We start from the raw sequence: 18954 nt of genomic DNA on the forward strand, positions 1-18954 counted from the left end.
CTGCCTGGCCGAAGGATCCAGGACGACGAAGTCGAACTTCTCCCGCACGCCGCAGTCGGGGCAGCACCAGTCGGCGGGGATGTCCGCCCACGCCGTGCCGGCGGCGAAGCCCTCGTGCTCGTCACCGGCAGCGACCTCGTAGACGTAGGAGCAACCGGGGCATCGAGCGGTGAGCACCTCGGCGGCGAGCAGGCCGGGCGTGGCGTCCTCGGCGGCCTTCCGCTCGGCCGCCGTCGGGGCGGGGTAGCGCTCGAGGTAGGCGGCGCGCTTGCGAGGGCTGACGTTGGCCAGGGTGACGTCACCACCGAAGTGGGCGACGACCCGCGGGTCCATCACCCGACGCCAGATCGGCGGCACGATCGCCAGGATGATCATCCCGGCGTAGCCCGTCGGGAGCACCGGGGACTCCTCGAAGTCGCGCAGCGCCTGGTAGCGCCGCGTCGGGTTCGCGTGGTGGTCGCTGTGCCGCTGGAGGTGGTAGAGCAGCACGTTGGTCGCGATGTTGTTCGAGTTCCAGGAGTGGCTCGGCAGCACCCGCTCGTAGCGCTGGCGCTCGCCGATGCCGACCTTCTGGCGCAGCATCCCGTAGTGCTCCATGTAGTTGACGACCTCGAGGAGGGAGAAGCCGACGATCGCCTGCAGCACGAGGTACGGCGCAATCTCGATCCCGAGCCAGGCGATCATCGCGCCCCACAGGACCGCGGTCATCAACCAGGCATTGAGCACGTCGTTGCCGAGCTGGAACGGGTGCTGCTTCTTGCGGGCGTACCGACGCTTCTCGATGCGCCACGCGGACTTCAGTGAGCCGAAGACCGTCCGCGGCCAGAACTGGTAGAAGTTCTCGCCCAGCCGGCTGCTGGCCGGGTCCTCGGGGGTGGCGACCCGGACGTGGTGGCCGCGATTGTGCTCGATGTAGAAGTGACCGTAGGCGACCTGGGCGAGGGCGATCTTGGAGAGCCAGCGTTCGTTGGCCTCCTTCTTGTGACCGAGCTCGTGGGCGGTGTTGATGCCGATGCCGCCGATGCACCCGATGGAGATCGCCATCCCGATCTTGTCCGGAATCGAGAGCCCGCCGATCACCTCCGGGTTTGCGAGGAGGTAGAAGGCACCGACGAAGCCGACGTACTGGATCGGCAGGAAGAGGTAGGTGATCCAGCGGTAGTACCTGTCGTTCTCCAATGCCTCGATCACGTCGTCCGGTGGGTTGGAGCGGTCGAGTCCGGCGACGAGGTCGATCACGGGGACGATCACGAGCACCACGACCGGCCCGATCCAGAACCACACGCCCCAGCCGGTCAGCACGTGGAGCCCGACGCCGACGAAGGCCAGGCTCGGCACCACCAGGCCGATCAGCCACAGAAAACGCTTCTTGTCCTTCCAACCGTCGGTCGATCCGGCTGGGACTGTGCCACTCATCGAGTCGCTGAGGCTCACGGGACTGGCCTTCCTGCTGGGGACGTTTACAAGACCATAGGGTTTGTACACTGATTTGACAATAGTCAGTGCTTTGTCAAGTTGGCAGACCCCCGGTGACACGGCAGACGCGGCTCAGGCAGGCTGCTCCCATGAGCAACGACCACCCGATCGGCATCGACTTCGGCGGCACCGGCATCAAGGCGGCCGTCGTCGACCTGGGCGCCGGTGATCTCGCCAGCAACCGCGAGAAGATCCAGACCCCGCAGCCGGCCACCCCCGACGCGGTCGCCGAGGTCTTCGCCGAGCTCGTCGGACGTTTCCCCGCCTCGACGTCCCAGGTCGGCGTCACTGTCCCCGGCGTCGTCCGCCACGGCATCGTCCACTCGGCCGCGAACATCGATCCGGCCTGGATCAACACCGACGCCGATGCCGTCTTCACCGCCGCCCTGGGTCGCGAGGTGCACGTCGTCAACGACGCCGACGCAGCGGGCCTGGCCGAGGTGGAGTACGGCGCAGCGAAGGGTCAGCGAGGTCTGGTCATCGTCACCACGCTCGGCACGGGCATCGGCTCCGCGCTGATCCACAACGGCGTCCTCGTCCCCAACTCCGAGCTGGGACACCTGGAGATCGAGGGCTTCAACGCCGAGTCGCGCGCCGCCAACTCCGTCCGGGAGAAGGAGCAGCTGTCCTGGGAGGACTGGGCCGAGCGGCTGACGACCTACTACCGGGCGGTCGAGCGGCTCTTCTCCCCCGAGCTGTTCGTGGTCGGTGGCGGAGTGAGCAAGTCCAGCGACGCGTTCCTCCCACTGCTCGACATCGAGACGCCGATCGTGGCCGCCCAGCTGCGCAACGCGGCCGGCATCATCGGGGCCGCGCTCGTCTCCTCGCGGGCGAGCTCCTAGGACGCCGACACCAACCTGCTGCTCGTGACCGCCGGGGTGGTGGCCCTGTTGCTCCTGATCACCTACCGCAGCCCGGTGCTGGGGCTGGTCCCGCTCATCGTCGTCGGGACCGCCGACCGGCTCGCTGCCGTTCTGGCCACCCAGGTGATGGCCGCCCTCGACGTCGCGTGGGACGAGTCGACGGTGGGGATCTGTCCGTCCTCGTCTTCGGAGCCGGCACCAACTACGCCCTGCTGCTGATCTCGTGCTACCGCGACGAGCTCCGGACCTACGCGGAACGGCGGGTGGCGATGAGCGTCGCCGTACGCCGCACCGCGGAGGCCGTCCTGGCCAGCGCGACCACCGTCGTCCTCGGTCTGTTGACCCTGTCGCTGTCGGTCGTGTCGACCACCCGCGGGCTCGGCCTCGCGTGCGCGATCGGCGTCGTCATCGCGGCGGCCTTCGTGCTGGTCGTCCTGCCGGCTGTCCTGGTGCTGTTCGGCCGTTGGGTGTTCTGGCCCCGGATCCCGAACGTCGGCGATCCCGCCCTGGTGGACACCGACTCCTTCTGGCACAAGGTCGGCGAGCGGGTGGCCCGTTGCCTTCGTGGCCGGGACGTCGGTGCTGCTGGCAGCGATGGCGCTCGGCGTGCAGCATCGACACCGGCCTGGACCAGGCCGCCCAGTTCCTCGTCGAGCCGGAGGCCATCGCTGCCGCCGAGCGCCTGGGCGAGTCGCTTCCCGCAGGGGTCTCCGACCCGACCCAGGTGCTGACCGAGGACGACCCCGACAGGGTCCGGGAGGCGGTCGCCGGCGTGAGCGGCGTGGACGTCGCCCGGATCACCCAGCAGGGCGCCGGCATCGCGCAGATCGATGCGGTGCTGAGCACGGGCTCCGGCATCGACGAGGCACGCTCGACGATCGAGGCACTGCGCGAGGCGGTGGAGTCCTTCGACGACACCCACGTCACCGGCACCGAGGCGAGTGCGATCGACCAGGCGAGCAGCGCCGCTCGCGACCGCCTGCTCATCCTGCCGCTGATCCTCGCGCTGGTGCTGGGGGCGCTCTTCGTCCTGCTGCGCTCGATCGTGGCCCCGTTGCTCCTGGTGGCGACCGTGCTGGCGACGTACGCCGCAAGCATGGGCCTCTCGTGGTGGATCTTCACCGGACCGCTGGGCTTCGAGGCGCTCGACTCGGGGGTGCCGCTGCTCGCCTTCCTGTTCCTGGTGGCGCTCGGCGTGGACTACAACATCTTCCTCGTGACGCGGGCTCGCGAGGAGGCTCCGCGGTACGGCGCTCGCGGCGGCATGCTGCGGGCGCTGACGTCCACGGGCGGGGTGATCACCAGCGCGGGCATCCTGCTGGCGGCCGTCTCCTCCGTGCTCGGCGTGCTGTCGCTCGTGGTGCTGGCGCAACTCGGCACGATCATCTGCATCGGGGTGCTGCTCGACACCCTGATCGTGCGGACGGTCCTCGTGCCCGCCCTGGCGTTTGCGCTTGGCGAGAGGTTCTGGTGGCCCCGGAGCGTGAGTACTGCGGCTGACCGCGCGGGTCAGCGCATCACCCGTGAGGCCGTCGTCGCGTTGTAGTAGGCCGTGGACTCCTTCTTCCAGAGCAGGACCATGATCACGGCGCCGAGAACGAGGCCGGCCAGGCCGAGGATGCGCTGCAGGCCCGGCTGCGGCTGGGCGAGGCTGGCCAGGGTCGAGAGGACCGAGATGGCGAAGAAGATGGTGGCCACGATGCGCGCCCAGGAGTGGCCCTTGCCGTTGGCACTGGCCATCCACAGCCACAGTCCGACCCCGAGCAGGCCGAAGACGACCGCCAGGCCGAGACCGATCGCCAAGGCGGCATCGATGGTGGCGGAGGACACGTTGGGGTCGGTCTTGCGCAGCGACTCCGTGACGGTGTCGCGCATGGCGTCGCGGAACAGCAACGCCGAGAGCAGGCTGAGCAGCGACAGCAGGGCACCGATACGCATGAGCATCACGGCCGTCGTGATCGACGAGGGCTGCTCGACCGGGCCGGTCGGCGCCCCGTGGTCGGGGTACTGCCCGTGGACGTTGGGCTGGCCGTACGGGTCAGGCGTGGTGCCGTAGTTGGGCTCGCGGTAAGGATCAGGCGTGCTGGTGCCGTCGTTGGTCATGGCGTCTCCCCGTTCTCGAAGCGGCCCCAGCGGTCGCTTCCGGGCACCACCCTAGAGAGTCAGACGGGTGAGGTGTCCCCAGCCGTCGGCGTGGTGGGCGCCTTGCCGCTGATCGCGGACGCGACCCGCTTGGCGACGTCGGGGTGGAAGACGCTCGGGATGATGAAGGACGGGTGGAGCTCCTCGTCGCTCACGACCTTCGCGAGGGCGTCGGCCGCGCGCAGCAGCATGTCGACGGTCACGTCCTCGGCGCGTGCATCGAGCAGCCCGCGGAAGACGCCGGGGAAGGCCAGGACGTTGTTGATCTGGTTGGGGTAGTCCGAGCGTCCGCTGGCCACCACGGCGGCATACTTCGCCGCGGCTGCGGGGTCCACCTCGGGGTCGGGGTTCGCGAGGGCGAACACGACGGCGTCGTCGGCCATGTCGGCGATCCACTCGGCGTCCAGGACACCGGGCGCGCTCACGCCGACGAAGACATCAGCGCCGCGCAGCACCTCGTGCAACGACCCGGTGACCCCGCGTGGGTTCGTGGCCCGGGCGAGCTCGGCCTGCGCCGGTGCCAGGGTCTCGTCGGAGCCGACAAGCGCTCCATGACGGTCGACGACCACCACATCGCCGGCCCCCGCCGCGAGCAGGAGGGTCACGATCGCCGTACCAGCCGCCCCTCCCCCGGACACCACGATCCGCACGTCGGGGAGCTGCTTCTTGACCACCCGCAGGGCGTTGGTCAGCGCGGCCAGGACGACGATGGCGGTGCCGTGCTGGTCGTCGTGGAAGACGGGGATGTCGAGCGACTCGCGCAGGCGGCGCTCGATCTCGAAGCATCGTGGCGCCGCGATGTCCTCGAGGTTGATCCCGCCGAACCCGGGGGCGATCATCTCCACCGCGCGCACGATCTCGTCGGTGTCCTGCGACGCCAGGCAGATCGGCCAGGCGTCGATGTCGGCGAACCGCTTGAAGAGGGCGGCCTTGCCCTCCATCACCGGCAGTGCCGCGCCGGGGCCGATGTTGCCCAGGCCGAGCACGGCGGAGCCGTCGGTCACGACCGCGACCGAGTTGCCCTTGATGGTCAGGCGGCGTACGTCCTCGGGATTCTCGTGGATCGCCATCGAGACCCGCCCCACGCCGGGGGTGTAGGCCATCGACAGGTCGTCGCGGGTCTTCAGCGGGACCTTCGACTCGACCCGGATCTTGCCGCCGATGTGGAGCAGGAAGGTCCGGTCGGAGACCTTGTGGACCTGCACCCCCTCGATCGCCTCGACCGCGGCCACCAGCTGCTCGGAGTGGGTCTGGTCGACCGCGGAGCAGGTGAGGTCCACGACCAGCCGGTCGTGGCGCGACTCCGCGACGTCGATGGCCGTGACGATCCCGCCCCCGCTCGCCACGGTCGTGGCGACGGTGCCCACCACGCCGTGGTCGGGCGCGGTGTGCAGTCGCATGGTGATCGAGTAGGAGGAAGCTGTGGCGGCCATGCCCGCACCTTCCTCCCCGGCGTGGGTTACGGGCAAGTACGTCCGGCCGGCGGCTAGGACGCCTTGCGCCGACGACCCCCGCCGCTGAGTGCCTTCTCGATCTGGTCGGCCAGCTTGGTCGGGTCCGTGGCGGGCGCGTGCCGGGAGATGACCGTCCCGTCACGAGCGATCAGGAACTTGGTGAAGTTCCACCGGATCTTGCCGCCCAGCAGGCCGCCCTTCTGCTTGCGCAGCCACACGAAGAGCGGGTGCGCGCCGTCACCGTTGACCTCCACCTTGGAGAAGAGCGGGAAGTCGACACCGAAGTTGCGCTCGCAGAAGGACGCGATCTCGTCGTCAGCCCCGGGCTCCTGGTGGCCGAACTGATCGCACGGGAAGCCCAGCACGGTGAAGCCGTCGGCGCCGTACTTGTCCTGCAGCTCCTGGAGTCCCTTGTACTGGGGCGTGAAGCCACAGTTCGAGGCGGTGTTGACCACCAGCACCACCTTCCCGGCGTATGCCGACAGGTCCGTCGCGGTCCCGTCGATGGCGGGCGCGGAGAAGTCGTTGATCGTCGTCATGTCTGGCCTTCGTCGTCAGCGGGTTGCCGGATTGGTGGGCCCGTTCGGGTTGTTCGCGCGCCGCGCCCGCACCTGGGCGCCTTGCTGGACGTCGACCGCGCCGGCATGACCGTCCAGGACGACTCGCACCAGCCGGTCCCCGAGCTCCAGCAGCACCTCGTGCTGGTCGGCCTCGAGCACGACGCCCCGCACCCGGACGGTCCCGTCGACCAGGTCCTCCCACGAGCCACCGCCGACAGCGGGCGCGACGTCCTCGAGCGCCTCGAGGGTCATCACCTCGCGGACCCTCCCGCCCCGAGAACGCCACAGGAGGCTCCCCCACGCCAGCATGACCGCGTCGGCGACCAGGGTGCCGACCAGCGCGGTCGAGCTGCGGACCTCGCCGGCCACGATGGCGCTCTCCGGCTCGCCCTCGACCGCAGTCACGGCGACCGTGCCGTCCCGCTCGGCCTCCTCGTACGTCGCAGCGTCGACCTCCGCCGACCATCTGGCCTGCTCGGGGTCGATGGACTCCGGCAGGGTGTAGCTCAACCACCAGCTCGGCTCCCTCGAGGTCCCGAGGTTCTTCGTCTCGTTGATCTCTGCCTGGACCTCCACGCCGTTGCGCTCCACCGAGGACCGCGTCCAGGTGGCGAGCACCAGAGGCATGTTCACCAGCGCGACCACCACGAGGATGAGCACGATGCTGGAGCGGGACATCCTCACTGGTGTCCCACCGCCCACGGCTCCGTCCAGGTCCCCGCGCGCGCGATCTCGGCGACCGCGCGACGCTCGCGCACCTTGTGGTCGCGCGCGGCGGTCCGCTCGTCGACGTCGGTCGGATCACCCTGCCGGCCGACTGCGATGCCGGTCAGCAGCAGGTGCGTGCCGGGAAGCGCCAGGTCCACGGCCAGCGCCTCGTGGTCGAAGCCGGCGAACTGGTGGGTGTGGAGGCCCATCGTCCGGGCCTGCAGGGTGAGGTGCGCGGCGGCCTGGCCGACGTCGTAGAGCGCGTAGTCGCTGTAGGCGGGAGCATCAGCCTCCGTCCCCGTCCGCACGTGTGCTGCGGTGACGAAGACGACCGACGCCCGCGGCACCCAACCGGAGTTGCCCCTGCTCAGTCGCGCCACGAGGCGGGCATGGTTGGGCGAGCCCCGCTCGCAGACGAAGAGGATCCAGGGCTGGGAGTTGCCGGCGGAGGGCGCCCACTGCGCAGCGGCCAGCAGCTGGTCGATCTCCGGGCCGGTGAGGGTGTGCGCGTCGTCGTACACGCTCGGGCTCCAGCGAGACCGCAGCGGCTCGGACAGTGCCTCTGCCCCCGGCTGCGGTGCTCTCGGCTGTCGCTCACTCGGGGTCGTCACGGCGCCAAGTATCCCGGGTGCAGGAGGGACGTCGGAACACGCCACCGCCACCCCGTCGGCACCTGACTCACTCCCGTCAGGGAGCCTTGGTCAGCCGATCTCGCGCAGCTTCGCCAGCAACGGCCGGGCTGCCGTCTCGAGGAACTCGCCCTGGTGGTCGCCGCCGACCTGGACGATCGCCACGTCGGTGTAGCCCGCGTCGACGTATTCCCGGACCGCCTCGACGACCTGGTCGAGGTCGGGCCCGCAGGGGATGGTGTCCGCCACGTCCTCCTCCCGGACGAACTGGGTGGCGCCTGCGAACCCGGCAGTGGTGGGGAGGTCGGCGTTCGTCGCCCATCCGCCGGCGAACCAGCGGAACTGCTCGTGCGCGCGCTTCACGGCGGTGTCGCGATCGGGGTCCCAGCAGATGGGCAGCTGACCGATGGCCCTGGCACCTCCGGCCCCGATCTGCGGACCGCCGGCCTCGTTCCACCCCGAGATCAGCTCGGCCTTCGGCTCCACGCCGATGAGGTGGTCGCACAACGGCGCCAGTCGTTCCAGCCCGACGTCGCCCGACACCGCCACGGCCAGCGGTACGCCACCCTCGGGAAGGTCCCAGATCCGCGCGGACGCCACGTCGAAGAACTCCCCCCGGTGGTCGACGAGACCGCCCTCGTGCAGCCGCCGGATGATGTGGATCGCCTCCTCCAGCATCTCCTGGCGAGTGTCGATCGCTGGCCAGCCCTGGCCGACGACGTGCTCATTCAGGTTCTCCCCCGAGCCGAGACCGAGGGTGAAGCGGCCGTCGGCAAGCAGCTGCATCGTGGCGGCCTTCTGGGCAACCACGGCGGGGTGGTAGCGGATGGTCGGACAGGTCACGTAGGTCATCAGCTCGACGGACTGCGTCGCTTGGGCGACCGCACCGAGCACGCTCCAGGCGTACGGCGCATGTCCCTGCGCCTTCAACCACGGGAAGTAGTGATCGCTGCTGACCTCGAAGTCGAAGCCAGCCTCTTCGGCACCGACGGCCCAGGTGACCAGGTCCTTCGGTCCGCTCTGCTCCGTCATGAGGGTGTAGCCGAATCGCGTCATGCTTCCCATCATGGGCTGGTGACCCCTACCCCTGACACCATCCTTCTGGACGTAGACGGCACTCTCGTCGACTCCACGTTCCTCCACGCACTGGCATGGTCGCGCGCCTTCCGCTCCGTCTCCGAGAAGCCGTCCTGGGTGCGCGTGCACCGGGCCATCGGCCTGGGCGGGGACAAGCTCGTCACACACGTGCTCGGTGCGGCCGGCGAGGAGGTGCACGGCGACGACCTGCGCTCGCGATGGGAGCAGGAGTACGCCGCGGTGTTCGACGAGGTGGCCGTCGTGCCGGGCGCGCGAGACCTGATCGTGGAGCTGCGGCGCCAGGGCCTACGCGTCGCGCTGGCGTCGTCGGGGATGGAGCGCTTCACGGCGATGGCGCTGGATCTCCTACAGGTGAGCGCGGACGACGTCGACGCCGTCACGTCCGCGGACGACGTCGAGCAGTCCAAGCCGGCTCCCGACCTCCTCGACGTCGCCCTGGAGAAGGCTGGTGGCACGCGCGGCCTGATGGTGGGCGACACGACGTGGGACGTGGAGGCAGCAATCCGGTCCGGCATGTCCTGTGTGGCGGTCCTGACCGGCGGCTTCTCCGCCCACGAGCTGTCCGCGGCCGGGGCAGTCGACGTCGTGGACTCGGTCGCCGACCTCGTGGGTCGGGACTGGTCCTGACCTGCACCTCCGGCGCGGACAGGCTGAACGGAATCGCAGGCGACGCGACCTGTCCCTCGCGGGTTTGGAGAGTGACGCAGTGGGCACGAGCATGGAGCACTCCACTTCTCTCAAAGGTTTCCCATGACTCGTCCCTCTCGCATCAGCTCGCTGGCCATGGTGGCCGTGCTGAGCCTGCTCCTCACCAGCTTCGGCAGCGCCCCGGCCCACGCCGGCAAGGACCGCACCAAGGGCAAGGTCGACTACGGCGTCACGTCGTGGGTCGCCGGCACGTCCGGCTACTCGATCTCCGGCAAGGCCAGCGGCCGCAAGGGCCGCAAGGTGCAGCTCCAGGTCAAGTGGTCCGACGGTTGGCACACCATCGACAAGTCGAAGACCAAGAAGAAGGGCACGTTCACCATCACCGGGACCCTCGACTGGTACGGCGCCCACAAGGTCCGCGTCGTGGTGCCGCAGGCGCGGCGTGACAAGGCGAAGGTGTTCAAGACCAAGAAGTTCACGGTCACGACGTCGTGGGTCCCGCGCGGGTCCCGCTCGTCCTACCTGCGGATGAGCCACAAGGGCTACAACTTCCAGTGGGACCCGTGCGACACCATCAAGTACCGCGTCAACACCGGCTACGCCGGCGAGGCGGCCATCGCCTTCACCCAGGAGGCCGTGACCCGACTCGAGCGGGCGACCGGGTTCAAGGCCAAGTACGTCGGCACGACCTCGGCGGTGCCGCTGGACGACAAGCGCTACCCGAAGGGCACCGACATGGTGATCGCCTGGGCGCACCAGAACGACTACCCCGAGCTGGTCGAGGCCGTCGGCCGCGGCGGACCGGGCCGCCTGGCTCCGGCGCGACGCAGGTCCACCAACAAGATCGTCCTGGACATCAAGCAGCCCGGCGTCACGATGAACATGGCGTACGCCGGTCAGTACCCGTTCGCCTACGACTTCCCGACCGACGAGCCGATGGGCCTCGTGCTGATCCACGAGCTCGGCCACGCCTTCGGGCTCGACCACTTCGCCGACGACATCCAGGTCATGCACCCTGGCGACCGGTCGCCCGCTCCTACGGGCTACCACGCGAACTTCGAGGCGGGTGACCTCGCCGGTCTCCGCGCCCAGGGTGCCCAAGGTGGCTGCCTGAAGCCCTACCGCAACCGCGGCCGCTACTCCGCGATCGACTTCAACGCGATCCCGGACTTCACCCGCGAATAGTCCCCATCCCGAGCGCTCGCACGAGGGCACCGGGCAGTTCGCCCTGCTCAGCGCGCCGACGCGGCGTACGGGTGTGTCGACCCTGAGGGCACCACCGGCCTGGACTGCGAGCGCCTCTCCCAGGAAGTCCAGCGCTAGGTCCGTGCCAGGACGACCGTGTGGCCGCCCGTCGATCGGAGCCTGTCGCGGAGTCCGTCGAGGGTGATGCCGAACGTCTGCCGCACCACCACTCCGTCGGGGCCGAGGTCGAAGACGGCGACGTCGGTGTAGACCCTGCTCACACACGCCAGCCCGGTCAGCGGCATGGTGCACCTGTCGACGAGCTTGGCGCTTCCGTCCTTGGCGAACAAGGTCATCATCACGTAGACGTCCTTGGCGCCGATGGCGAGGTCCATCGCGCCGCCGACGGCGGGGATGTCGTCGGGCTGGCCGGTGTGCCAGTTGGCCAGGTCGCCGGTGGCGGAGACCTGGAAGGCCCCGAGCACGCAGACATCGAGGTGGCCACCGCGCATCATCGCGAAGCTGTCGCCATGGTGGAAGTAGGAGCATCCTGGCGTCTCGGTGACCGGCACCTTGCCGGCGTTGGTCAGGTCCGGGTCGATGTCGTCGCCCTCGGCCTTGCGCCCCATGCCGAGCATGCCGTTCTCGGTGTGCAGCACGACGCCCTGCTCCTGGGTGAGGTGGTCGGCGATCTTGGTGGGCTGGCCGATGCCGAGGTTGACGAAGGATCCAGTTGGGATGTCGCGGGCGATCAGGCGGGCCAGCTCGTCCATGTGCAGCGGCCCCCGATCGAGATGCTCCACGGTCGGTGACGTCATCAGCGGGCTCCTCCGACGATGTGGTGGCGGGCCTCGACACGGACGATCCGGTCGACGTAGATGCTCGGCGTCACCACCGTCTCCGGGTCGATGCCGCCCGTCGCCACGACGTCGCTGACCTGCACGATCGTCGTCGTGGCCGCGCTTGCCATGATCGGGCCGAAGTTGCGGGCGGTCTTGCGGTAGACGAGGTTGCCCATCTCGTCGGCCCGGTGCGCGCTGATGAGCGAGTAGTCGCCACTGATGGGGTGCTCCAGGACGTAGTGCCGGCCCTCGATGGTGCGGGTCTCCTTGCCCTCGGCCAACGGCGTGCCCACCCCGGTCGGGCAGTAGAACGCGCCGATGCCAGCTCCCGCAGCCCGTATGCGCTCGGCGAGGTTGCCCTGGGGGACGACCTCGAGCTCGATCTGGCCGGCACGATAGAGGGCGTCGAAGACGTAGGAGTCGCTCTGCCGGGGGAAGGAGCAGATCACCTTGCGCACCCGCCGTGCCTTGAGCAGAGCCGCAAGGCCGACCTCGCCGTTGCCCGCGTTGTTCGACACGATCGTGAGGTCGCTGGCACCCTGCCGGACGAGCGCTTCTAGGAGATCGAACGGCATCCCGGCGAGGCCGAAACCCCCGACGAGGACGGTTGCGCCGTCCTGGATGTCGGCGACCGCCTCGTCGCTGGTGTCGAGGATCCGCGTGCGGCTCATCCGGCGCTCCGCACGTTCTCGAGGACGATCGCGAGGCCCTGCCCGACGCCGATACAGATCGCGGCGACACCGTAGCGTTGGTTGCGCTCGACGAGGATCTTGGCCAGCGTGCCCAGGATCCGGCCACCGGACGCGCCGAGCGGATGGCCGATGGCGATGGCACCGCCCCGGACGTTGACGATCTCGGGGTCGATCCTCCACGCGTCGACACAGGCCAACGACTGGACGGCGAAGGCCTCGTTGAGTTCGACGGCGCCGACCTGCTCCCAGCTGACGTGAGCTCGTGCCAGCGCACGGTTGGCGGCCTCGACGGGGGCGAGGCCGAACTCCTGCGGGCTCAGCGCGAAGGCGCCGCGCCCAGCGATACGCGCGAGGGGGTCCGAGCCGATCTCGGCGGCCGCCGCCGCGGAACCGAGCAGCACCGCGGAGGCACCGTCACTGAACGGGGAGGCGTTGCCCGCGGTGATGGTGCCGGCGGGGCGGAACGACGCCTTGAGGCCGCCGAGCTTGGCCGCGGTGGAGTCGGGGCGGATACCTTCGTCGCGATTGAGGTCGGCGCCCTCGACGAGAACGGTGAGGTCCGTGTAGAACCCGCCTTCCCACGCTTCGTGCGCAAGCAGGTGGGAGCGGGCAGCGAACTCGTCCTGTCGCTGGCGGGAGATGGCGAACCGCTCCCGGAGCTGTTCGTTCGCCTCACCCAGGTTGACCGTCCACTCACTGGGCATCCGCGGGTTCACCAGCCGCCAGCCCACGGTCGTCGAAACGGCAGTGACGTCGCCCGCCGCGAAGGCGCGCTCGGGCTTCGGCAGCACCCATGGGGACCGCGTCATCGACTCCACGCCACCGATCAGGACGATCTCCGCGTCGCCGGTCTCGATCGCGCGAGACCCCATGATCGCCGCGTCGAGGCTCGACCCGCACAGGCGGTTGACCGTGGTTGCAGGCACGCTGACCGGGACACCGGCGAGCAGCCCGGCCATTCGGCCCACGTTTCGGTTGTCCTCTCCCGCGCCGTTGGCGTTGCCCCAGACGATCTCATCGATGGCCGCGGGTTCGAGGGCGGGGACCTTCGCGAGCAGACCAGTCATCGCTGCCGCGGCGAGGTCGTCGGTGCGGATGCCGGCCAGAGCACCGGAGAAGCGCCCGAACGGTGTGCGAGCGGCAGCGTAGAGATAAGAACTCATGCTGCCCACGCTAGGCGCCGACCTTGATATCGTGAAGTATCAATATCCGCGGCGATTGAGAGGCTGTGCGTCTTGGACCTGCGCCATCTCCGCTACTTCGTCGCGGTCGCCGAGGAGCGACACTTCGGGCGCGCCGCCGCCCGGCTGCACATGGCACAGCCGCCACTCTCCCAGGCGATCCGGCAGCTCGAGGCCGAGTTGGGCGTGGAACTGCTGCATCGCACCACGCGCCGGGTCGACCTCACCACCGCCGGCGCGGCCTACCTCGACCGCGCGTCCGCGATCCTGGCCAGCGTCGACGACGCGGCGCACGAGGCGCGTCGCGTCGCCGCCGGCGCGGTGGGTCATCTCGCGATCGGGTGCGTCGGGTCGGCGACATACAGCCTGCTGCCGGCCCTCTCGCGCCGGCTGGCGGCGGAGCTGCCCGGCATCGACTTCTCCTTCCGCGGCGAGATGCTGGTCCCGGACCAGGTCGAGGCACTGCGCGCAGGGGTGATCGACATCGCGCTGCTGCGACCACCGGTCGCCGACCATTCGCTGACCGTCCTCACCCTGCGCCGGGACCGCCTCGTGCTCGCCGTGCCCGTCGACCACCCCCTGGCGAGCGCCCGACAGGTGCGAGCCGCGGACCTCGGGGGTGCCGACCTGATCATCCATTCCGCCGATCGGCGCTCGGTGATGCACGACGTCGTGTTCGGGCTTCTGCGCGACGCGGGTGTCGAACCTCGCGTGCGCCACGAGGTGGGCGAGACCTCCACCCTCATCACATTGGTCGCCGGCGGGCTGGGGGTTGCCGTCGTGCCCGCGCCGGTCACCGCCCTGGCCCTGGAGGGGGTGGTCTACCTCCCGCTGGTGCGCCCGGTCACCACCGTCGAGCTCGCCGTCGCCTATCGCACTGACAGCTTCGCGCCCCATCTGGAGCGGACAGTAGCGGCGATCCGGACGATGGCGTGTCCCCCGGTCCGCGTCACAGGTGCCGCCCGATCCCACGACCGGCCACTTGAAGCGCGGCCACCAGCCGACCCCGATCACGCTTGAGGGTCGGAACGACCACGCCGATCGCAGCCACGACGTCACCGCGCCGCCGCACGGGTACGGCGACCGAACACGCGCCCAGGCTCATCTCGTCCTCGGTCGTCGCGTATCCGTTGCTCCGGACCCGCTCGAGCTGCGCGGTCAAGGTGCGCGGGCTGGTGACGGTGTGGGGCGTCACCGCGCTGAGGCGAGAGAGCACCTCGCGGCATAGGTCCTGAGGCGCGTGCGCCAGCAGCACCTTCCCGACCCCCGTGGCATGCAGCGGCAGCGTCGAGCCCACCGTGCTGACGATCGCCACCGACGAACGACCGGAGAGACGCTCCAAGTAGAGCGCCTCGTTGCCATCGCGGACGGCGAGGTGGACCGTCGCCCGGGTCGCGGCGTAGATGTCGTGGAGGAACGGCGAGGCTGCCTCTCGGAGATCGGTCTGCACCGGCGCCAGCAGCCCGACGTCCCAGAGTCTTCGCCCGATCACATAGTCCCTGCCCTCACGCTGGAGCGCGCCGTGGGCGACGAGTTCTCCGAGGAGCCGGTGCGTCGTCGAGAGCGGTAGCTCCGAGCGGCGGGAGATGTCGGTGACACCCAGGCGTCGATGACGCTCGTCGAACGCGGCGAGGACGGCGATGACGCGGGCCGTGACGGTCGCGCCCGGATTGCCGGTGTTGCCTGCCATGACCTGCATTCTTCCACTGAGTGGAAGCACGGGGAGACCTTCCCAGGTAATCGGCCCTAGCCTCCGGCCATGAGCAGCGTCCCCGTGCCGGCATCCCGCCTACCGACCCAGACCGCGATCAGCGCGGAGATCGCCACACTCCACCAGGACCCACGATGCGCCGGGGCCGCGCAGCAGCGACCGCGCCTCGACTTCGCGCCCTACCGCTCCTCGCTCACTCGCCACCCGACGAAGGACCTTCACCACGTCGACCCGGAGACGATCGAGCGCGCAGCGCCGTGCTTCGGGCACTGGGACGTCGACCCGCTCGAGGCCGATCTGACCATCGGTCACGCCGGAGAACCGATCGGCGAGCGCATCATCGTGACGGGTCGCGTCCTCGACGGCCATGGCCGCCCGGTGCAGGGACAGCTCGTCGAGGTCTGGCAGGCGAATGCGGGCGGCCGCTACGTCCATCAGGGTGACCAGCACCCGGCGCCCCTCGACCCCAACTTCACCGGCGCCGGCCGCACCCTGACCGACGATGCCGGCTGGTACCGGTTCACCACGATCAAGCCTGGCCCCTACCCGTGGCGCAACCACAACAACGCCTGGCGACCGGCGCACGTCCACTTCTCGCTGTTCGGCACGGACTTCACCCAACGCCTGGTGACGCAGATGTACTTCCCGGGCGACCCGCTGTTGGCGCTGGACCCGATCTACCAGTCCATCACCGACCCGGAGGCGCGCGGGCGGCTCGTGGCGACCTACGACCACGACGTCACGACGCACGAGTGGGCGACGGGCTATCGCTGGGATGTGGTGTTGTCCGGAGGCACCTCGACCCCTCTCGAGCAGGAGGACGACCAGTGAGGTTGGCACCGACGCCGGGCCAGACCGTCGGCCCGTTCTTCCACTACGGCTTGCCTTACGACGGAGACCGCAACCTGGTCCCTCCTGGCTCGACCGGGTCGATCGCGCTGCACGGGGTCGTCCTCGACGGAGCCGGGGTCGCGGTGCCGGACGCCCTCATCGAGGTGTGGCAGGCACGTCCGGACGGCACCGTCTCGCGAGAAGCGGGTTCGATACGCCGTGACGGGTGGGCCTTCACCGGCTTCGGCCGCACCTCGACCGGCCGCGACGGCCGCTACGTCTTCTCGACCCTGGAACCGGGGCCGACCGAGCCTGCCCGGCCGGCCTTCTGGGCCATCACCGTCTTCGCCCGCGGCCTGCTCGACGGACTCTTCACCCGCGCCTACATCCCGGGACCCGACATCGACATCGATCCGTTCCTCGCCTCACTGCCTCACGAGCGACGTGCGACGATGCTCGCCCAGCCCGGCGACCGGGGCTACCGGTTCGACATCCGACTCCAGGGCCAGGACGAGACGGTGTTCCTGCGTTTCGACGGTTCGGAGAGGCGGCGGCCGTGAGCGACCTGTTCTGGCCGGGCATCGAACGCGCCGACGGCCTGTTCGACGATGCAGCCCTGCTTGCGGCCATGGTGGCGGTCGAGCAGGCGTGGCTCGACGCGCTCGTGGACGCCGGTACGGCGCCGACCCGCGTCGATCTCTCGGGTCTACTCGGTCCCGACGACCTCCCGGCGTTGGCGCGGGCCGCCGAGGCCGGAGGCAATCCCGCGCAACCCGTCGCCCTGGCCCTGCGCGAACGGTCCGGGTCGGCCTGGGTGCACCGGGGTCTGACCAGCCAGGACGTCGTCGACACCGCGCTCGCCCTGTGCCTGCGCGACGTCGCAGACACGATCGCGAGCGAGGTGGCAGGCCAGGTCTCCCGGCTGGCCGAGCTGGCAGGCGAACACCGCTCAACACTCATGGCCGGGCGGACGCTGGCGCAGCACGCGGTGCCGATCACCTTCGGCAGCAAGGTCACCGGCTGGCTGACCGGGGTCCTCGACGCGGCTGATCGGCTGGGGGCGCTGGCGCTTCCCGCCCAGCTCGGCGGAGCCGCCGGCACGCTGTCTGCCGTGACGGAGCTGGCAGGCTCAGCGGCTGACGCGACCGCGCTCGTCGACGCGACGGCCGCCCGGCTCGACCTTGTCGCGGTCGTGCCGTGGCACACCAGTCGAGGCAAGGTCACAGCCGCCGGCGACGCGCTGCTCTCGTGCACCGACGCGTGGGGCCGAATCGCCACCGACGTGGTCACGCTTTCGCGGCCCGAGCTCGGCGAGGTGTCCGAGCTGGCCCCCGGCGGGTCCTCGACGATGCCGCACAAGAGGAACCCCGTGTTGTCGGTGCTCATCCGGCGGGCCGCGCTCGCAGCCCCGCCATTGGCCGCCACCCTCCACACCGCTGCTGCGCTGGCGGGGGACGAACGACCCGACGGCCCTTGGCACGCCGAGTGGGCGGCACTCCGCGACCTCGCTCGCCGCACCGTGGTCGCCGGCTCGCAGGCTACCGACCTCCTCGCCGGCCTGCGCGTCGATGGCGACCGCATGCGCGCGACCGCCCGCGGGGCCTGGTCCGATCTCACCGCCGAGCGCGTCGCGATCGCCGCCTTCTCGGGCACCGACGTCGGCACCGACAACTACTTGGGCACCAGCGACGCCCTCATCGACGCCGTGCTGGCCCGCGCGGCTACCTACCTGCAGAGTGCATCGTGAGCATCCCGCAGATCACCGGCGTCGAGTTGGCTGGCGACGCCGGCCTTCCCCTGCTCGTCGTCGGCCCGTCGCTCGGGACGACCGTGACCACCTTGTGGGGCCACGTCGCCGAGCGGCTGGGCCATGAGTTCCACGTCGTGGGCTGGAACCTCCCAGGCCACGACAACGCCCCGGTCGGCGAGCCGTTCACCATGTCCGAGCTCGCCCACGGCGTACTGGCCTACATCGACCGGGCCCGTGCGGCGCGCGGCGATGATCGGCCCTTCGCCTACGCCGGGGACTCGGTCGGCGGCGCTGTGGGGCTGCAACTCCTGCTCGACGCACCCGCGGCGGTGACGGGGGCCGTGCTGCTGTGCACCGGTGCCCGGATCGGCACGCCGCAGGCATGGGCCGAACGGGCCGCCACGGTGCGTGCCTCCGGGACCGGAGCGGTAGTGGGCGGTTCGGCCCAGCGATGGTTCGCCCCCGGGTTCCTCGACCGCTCGCCCGAGGTCGCGTCCGCTCTGCTTCACGCGCTGGAGCTGGCTGACAGGGAAGGCTACTCCCAGGTCTGCGACGCGCTCGCCGCCTTCGATGTGCGCGATCGGCTCGGAGAGGTGACCGCACCGGTGCTGGCGGTGGCTGGTGCCCATGACGCGGTCACGCCGACCACCGCCCTGTCCGAGATCGCGACGGGCATGACGCACGGCCGGCTTGTCGTGCTCGGGGATGTCGCGCACCTCGCCCCCGCCGAGGCGCCCGACGGAGTCGCCGCCCTGCTGCGCGGCCAACTGGTGGCTTCGCCAACGCTCCAGGACGTCTACGAGGCCGGAATGGTCGTGCGCCGCGAGGTGCTCGGCGAGACCCACGTCGATCGGGCCACCGCTGCGGCCACATCCCTCACCCAGGAGTTCCAGACGCTGATCACGCAGTACGCCTGGGGCACGATCTGGACCCGACCCGGCCTGGCGCGCCGCGACCGTTCGATCGCGGTGCTCACTGCCCTGATCGCCCGCGGTCATCACGAGGAGCTCGAGATGCACGTGCGCGCGGCGGTGCGCAACGGGCTGACGGTCGCAGAGATCAAGGAGGTCATCCTCCAGACTGCGATCTACTGCGGCGTCCCGGACGCCAACACCGCCTTCCGGATCGCTCAGCAGGTCTTCGACGAGGACCTCTGAGCACCCATCGGCGTAGATCGCTTCAGG

22 protein-coding genes and 1 pseudogene are annotated in these 18954 nt (G+C 70.1%); 12 read left to right on the forward strand and 11 right to left on the reverse strand.

Going from position 1 to position 18954, the window contains the following annotated elements; translation table 11 throughout:
* The coding region (locus JWN68_RS19400; RefSeq protein ID WP_366519818.1) for a fatty acid desaturase at nucleotides 1-1434 on the reverse strand (1434 nt) is incomplete at its 3' end.
* 131 nt (nucleotides 1435-1565) lie between these two features.
* Here JWN68_RS19400 and ppgK point away from each other — a divergent pair.
* The 4 genes from ppgK to JWN68_RS14750 are packed head-to-tail and all read left to right on the forward strand — an operon-like array spanning nucleotide 1566 to nucleotide 3885.
* Nucleotides 1566-2318, forward strand: a complete 753-nt coding sequence (ppgK, locus tag JWN68_RS14735; protein WP_297740217.1) for a polyphosphate--glucose phosphotransferase — start codon at nucleotides 1566-1568, stop codon at nucleotides 2316-2318.
* A 24-nt stretch (nucleotides 2319-2342) separates the two neighbouring features.
* The gene (locus JWN68_RS14740) at nucleotides 2343-2558 is read left to right on the forward strand and encodes an MMPL family transporter (RefSeq protein WP_297740219.1); all 216 of its coding nucleotides are present in this window, start codon (nucleotides 2343-2345) and stop codon (nucleotides 2556-2558) included.
* Complete coding sequence (locus JWN68_RS14745; protein ID WP_297740221.1) at nucleotides 2486-3070, forward strand: MMPL family transporter; 585 nt, start codon at nucleotides 2486-2488, stop codon at nucleotides 3068-3070. The genes JWN68_RS14740 and JWN68_RS14745 overlap by 73 nt, the downstream gene beginning before the upstream one ends.
* A complete protein-coding gene (locus JWN68_RS14750) occupies nucleotides 3064-3885 on the forward strand; it encodes an MMPL family transporter (RefSeq protein WP_297740223.1) in 822 nt (273 codons plus the stop codon). Before JWN68_RS14745 ends, JWN68_RS14750 begins: the two co-directional genes overlap by 7 nt.
* Here the strand turns inward: JWN68_RS14750 and JWN68_RS14755 are convergent.
* From JWN68_RS14755 to JWN68_RS14780, 6 genes are all read right to left on the reverse strand, one after another.
* Nucleotides 3849-4442: a hypothetical protein gene (locus JWN68_RS14755; protein WP_297740225.1), complete on the reverse strand. Its 594-nt coding sequence runs from the start codon at nucleotides 4440-4442 to the stop codon at nucleotides 3849-3851. The two genes, JWN68_RS14750 and JWN68_RS14755, sit on opposite strands and share 37 nt — an antisense overlap.
* Before the next feature lie 59 nt (nucleotides 4443-4501).
* Nucleotides 4502-5914, reverse strand: a complete 1413-nt coding sequence (locus tag JWN68_RS14760) for an NAD-dependent malic enzyme (RefSeq protein ID WP_297740227.1) — start codon at nucleotides 5912-5914, stop codon at nucleotides 4502-4504.
* Nucleotides 5915-5967: 53 nt separating this feature from the next.
* Entirely contained in the window at nucleotides 5968-6474 is a 507-nt protein-coding gene (locus JWN68_RS14765; protein ID WP_297740229.1) for a glutathione peroxidase, read from the reverse strand.
* 15 nt (nucleotides 6475-6489) lie between these two features.
* The gene (locus JWN68_RS14770) at nucleotides 6490-7173 is read right to left on the reverse strand and encodes a hypothetical protein (RefSeq protein ID WP_297740231.1); all 684 of its coding nucleotides are present in this window, start codon (nucleotides 7171-7173) and stop codon (nucleotides 6490-6492) included.
* A 2-nt stretch (nucleotides 7174-7175) separates the two neighbouring features.
* The gene (locus JWN68_RS14775; RefSeq protein WP_297740233.1) at nucleotides 7176-7814 is read right to left on the reverse strand and encodes a nitroreductase family protein; all 639 of its coding nucleotides are present in this window, start codon (nucleotides 7812-7814) and stop codon (nucleotides 7176-7178) included.
* Nucleotides 7815-7904: 90 nt separating this feature from the next.
* The gene (locus JWN68_RS14780) at nucleotides 7905-8888 is read right to left on the reverse strand and encodes an LLM class F420-dependent oxidoreductase (protein ID WP_297740235.1); all 984 of its coding nucleotides are present in this window, start codon (nucleotides 8886-8888) and stop codon (nucleotides 7905-7907) included.
* An 18-nt stretch (nucleotides 8889-8906) separates the two neighbouring features.
* On the opposite strand from JWN68_RS14780, the gene JWN68_RS14785 reads away from it, so the two are divergent.
* Together JWN68_RS14785 and JWN68_RS14790 are read left to right on the forward strand one after the other, a co-directional pair.
* Nucleotides 8907-9557 (forward strand): HAD family hydrolase, encoded by a 651-nt coding sequence (locus tag JWN68_RS14785; protein ID WP_297740237.1) that lies wholly within the window; start codon nucleotides 8907-8909, stop codon nucleotides 9555-9557.
* A gap of 123 nt (nucleotides 9558-9680) precedes the next feature.
* Nucleotides 9681-10763 (forward strand): hypothetical protein, encoded by a 1083-nt coding sequence (locus JWN68_RS14790; RefSeq protein ID WP_297740238.1) that lies wholly within the window; start codon nucleotides 9681-9683, stop codon nucleotides 10761-10763.
* Between the two features lie 134 nt (nucleotides 10764-10897).
* Here the strand turns inward: JWN68_RS14790 and JWN68_RS14795 are convergent, their stop codons facing one another.
* The 3 genes from JWN68_RS14795 to JWN68_RS14805 are packed head-to-tail and all read right to left on the reverse strand — an operon-like array spanning nucleotide 10898 to nucleotide 13460.
* Nucleotides 10898-11581 (reverse strand): CoA-transferase, encoded by a 684-nt coding sequence (locus JWN68_RS14795; protein ID WP_297740240.1) that lies wholly within the window; start codon nucleotides 11579-11581, stop codon nucleotides 10898-10900.
* A complete protein-coding gene (locus tag JWN68_RS14800; protein ID WP_297740242.1) occupies nucleotides 11581-12276 on the reverse strand; it encodes a 3-oxoacid CoA-transferase subunit A in 696 nt (231 codons plus the stop codon). The genes JWN68_RS14795 and JWN68_RS14800 overlap by 1 nt, the downstream gene beginning before the upstream one ends.
* The gene (locus JWN68_RS14805) at nucleotides 12273-13460 is read right to left on the reverse strand and encodes a thiolase family protein (protein ID WP_297740244.1); all 1188 of its coding nucleotides are present in this window, start codon (nucleotides 13458-13460) and stop codon (nucleotides 12273-12275) included. Before JWN68_RS14805 ends, JWN68_RS14800 begins: the two co-directional genes overlap by 4 nt.
* A 72-nt stretch (nucleotides 13461-13532) precedes the next feature.
* On the opposite strand from JWN68_RS14805, the gene JWN68_RS14810 reads away from it, so the two are divergent.
* Nucleotides 13533-14498, forward strand: a complete 966-nt coding sequence (locus JWN68_RS14810; protein ID WP_297740246.1) for a LysR substrate-binding domain-containing protein — start codon at nucleotides 13533-13535, stop codon at nucleotides 14496-14498.
* On the opposite strand, the gene JWN68_RS14815 is transcribed toward JWN68_RS14810, so the two are convergent.
* Complete coding sequence (locus JWN68_RS14815; RefSeq protein WP_297740248.1) at nucleotides 14428-15168, reverse strand: IclR family transcriptional regulator; 741 nt, start codon at nucleotides 15166-15168, stop codon at nucleotides 14428-14430. The genes JWN68_RS14810 and JWN68_RS14815 overlap by 71 nt on opposite strands.
* A 69-nt stretch (nucleotides 15169-15237) precedes the next feature.
* Here JWN68_RS14815 and pcaH point away from each other — a divergent pair, with 69 nt between their 5' ends.
* From pcaH to pcaC, 5 genes and pseudogenes are all read left to right on the forward strand, one after another.
* Nucleotides 15238-16020, forward strand: coding sequence for a protocatechuate 3,4-dioxygenase subunit beta (gene pcaH, locus JWN68_RS14820; protein ID WP_297740250.1), 783 nt, complete (start codon nucleotides 15238-15240; stop codon nucleotides 16018-16020).
* Nucleotides 16017-16580 carry a protocatechuate 3,4-dioxygenase subunit alpha gene (pcaG, locus tag JWN68_RS14825; RefSeq protein ID WP_297740252.1) on the forward strand — a complete coding sequence of 188 codons (564 nt, stop codon included), beginning with the start codon at nucleotides 16017-16019 and terminating at the stop codon, nucleotides 16578-16580. Before pcaH ends, pcaG begins: the two co-directional genes overlap by 4 nt.
* Complete coding sequence (locus JWN68_RS14830; RefSeq protein WP_297740254.1) at nucleotides 16577-17767, forward strand: lyase family protein; 1191 nt, start codon at nucleotides 16577-16579, stop codon at nucleotides 17765-17767. Before pcaG ends, JWN68_RS14830 begins: the two co-directional genes overlap by 4 nt.
* A gap of 83 nt (nucleotides 17768-17850) precedes the next feature.
* Nucleotides 17851-18492 (forward strand): annotated as a pseudogene (locus JWN68_RS19405) (alpha/beta fold hydrolase); the annotation flags it as partial.
* A 48-nt stretch (nucleotides 18493-18540) separates the two neighbouring features.
* The gene (gene pcaC / locus JWN68_RS19410) at nucleotides 18541-18927 is read left to right on the forward strand and encodes a 4-carboxymuconolactone decarboxylase (RefSeq protein WP_366519819.1); all 387 of its coding nucleotides are present in this window, start codon (nucleotides 18541-18543) and stop codon (nucleotides 18925-18927) included.
* Nucleotides 18928-18954: the final 27 nt, after the last annotated feature.

Origin of the sequence: Nocardioides sp., from assembly GCF_025964975.1 — a bacterium.
Lineage (GTDB): Bacteria > Actinomycetota > Actinomycetes > Propionibacteriales > Nocardioidaceae > Nocardioides.

Bases quoted from the DNA above. Each gene is read 5' to 3' on its own strand.
- ppgK (WP_297740217.1), top strand. From the start codon at position 1,566: ATGAGCAACGACCACCCGATCGGCATCGACTTCGGCGGCACCGGCATC.
- JWN68_RS14755 (WP_297740225.1), bottom strand. From the start codon at position 4,442: ATGACCAACGACGGCACCAGCACGCCTGATCCTTACCGCGAGCCCAAC.
- JWN68_RS14760 (WP_297740227.1), bottom strand. From the start codon at position 5,914: ATGGCCGCCACAGCTTCCTCCTACTCGATCACCATGCGACTGCACACC.
- JWN68_RS14765 (WP_297740229.1), bottom strand. From the start codon at position 6,474: ATGACGACGATCAACGACTTCTCCGCGCCCGCCATCGACGGGACCGCG.
- JWN68_RS14770 (WP_297740231.1), bottom strand. From the start codon at position 7,173: ATGTCCCGCTCCAGCATCGTGCTCATCCTCGTGGTGGTCGCGCTGGTG.
- JWN68_RS14780 (WP_297740235.1), bottom strand. From the start codon at position 8,888: ATGACGCGATTCGGCTACACCCTCATGACGGAGCAGAGCGGACCGAAG.
- JWN68_RS14790 (WP_297740238.1), top strand. From the start codon at position 9,681: ATGACTCGTCCCTCTCGCATCAGCTCGCTGGCCATGGTGGCCGTGCTG.
- JWN68_RS14795 (WP_297740240.1), bottom strand. From the start codon at position 11,581: ATGACGTCACCGACCGTGGAGCATCTCGATCGGGGGCCGCTGCACATG.
- JWN68_RS14800 (WP_297740242.1), bottom strand. From the start codon at position 12,276: ATGAGCCGCACGCGGATCCTCGACACCAGCGACGAGGCGGTCGCCGAC.
- JWN68_RS14805 (WP_297740244.1), bottom strand. From the start codon at position 13,460: ATGAGTTCTTATCTCTACGCTGCCGCTCGCACACCGTTCGGGCGCTTC.
- JWN68_RS14815 (WP_297740248.1), bottom strand. From the start codon at position 15,168: ATGGCAGGCAACACCGGCAATCCGGGCGCGACCGTCACGGCCCGCGTC.
- pcaH (WP_297740250.1), top strand. From the start codon at position 15,238: ATGAGCAGCGTCCCCGTGCCGGCATCCCGCCTACCGACCCAGACCGCG.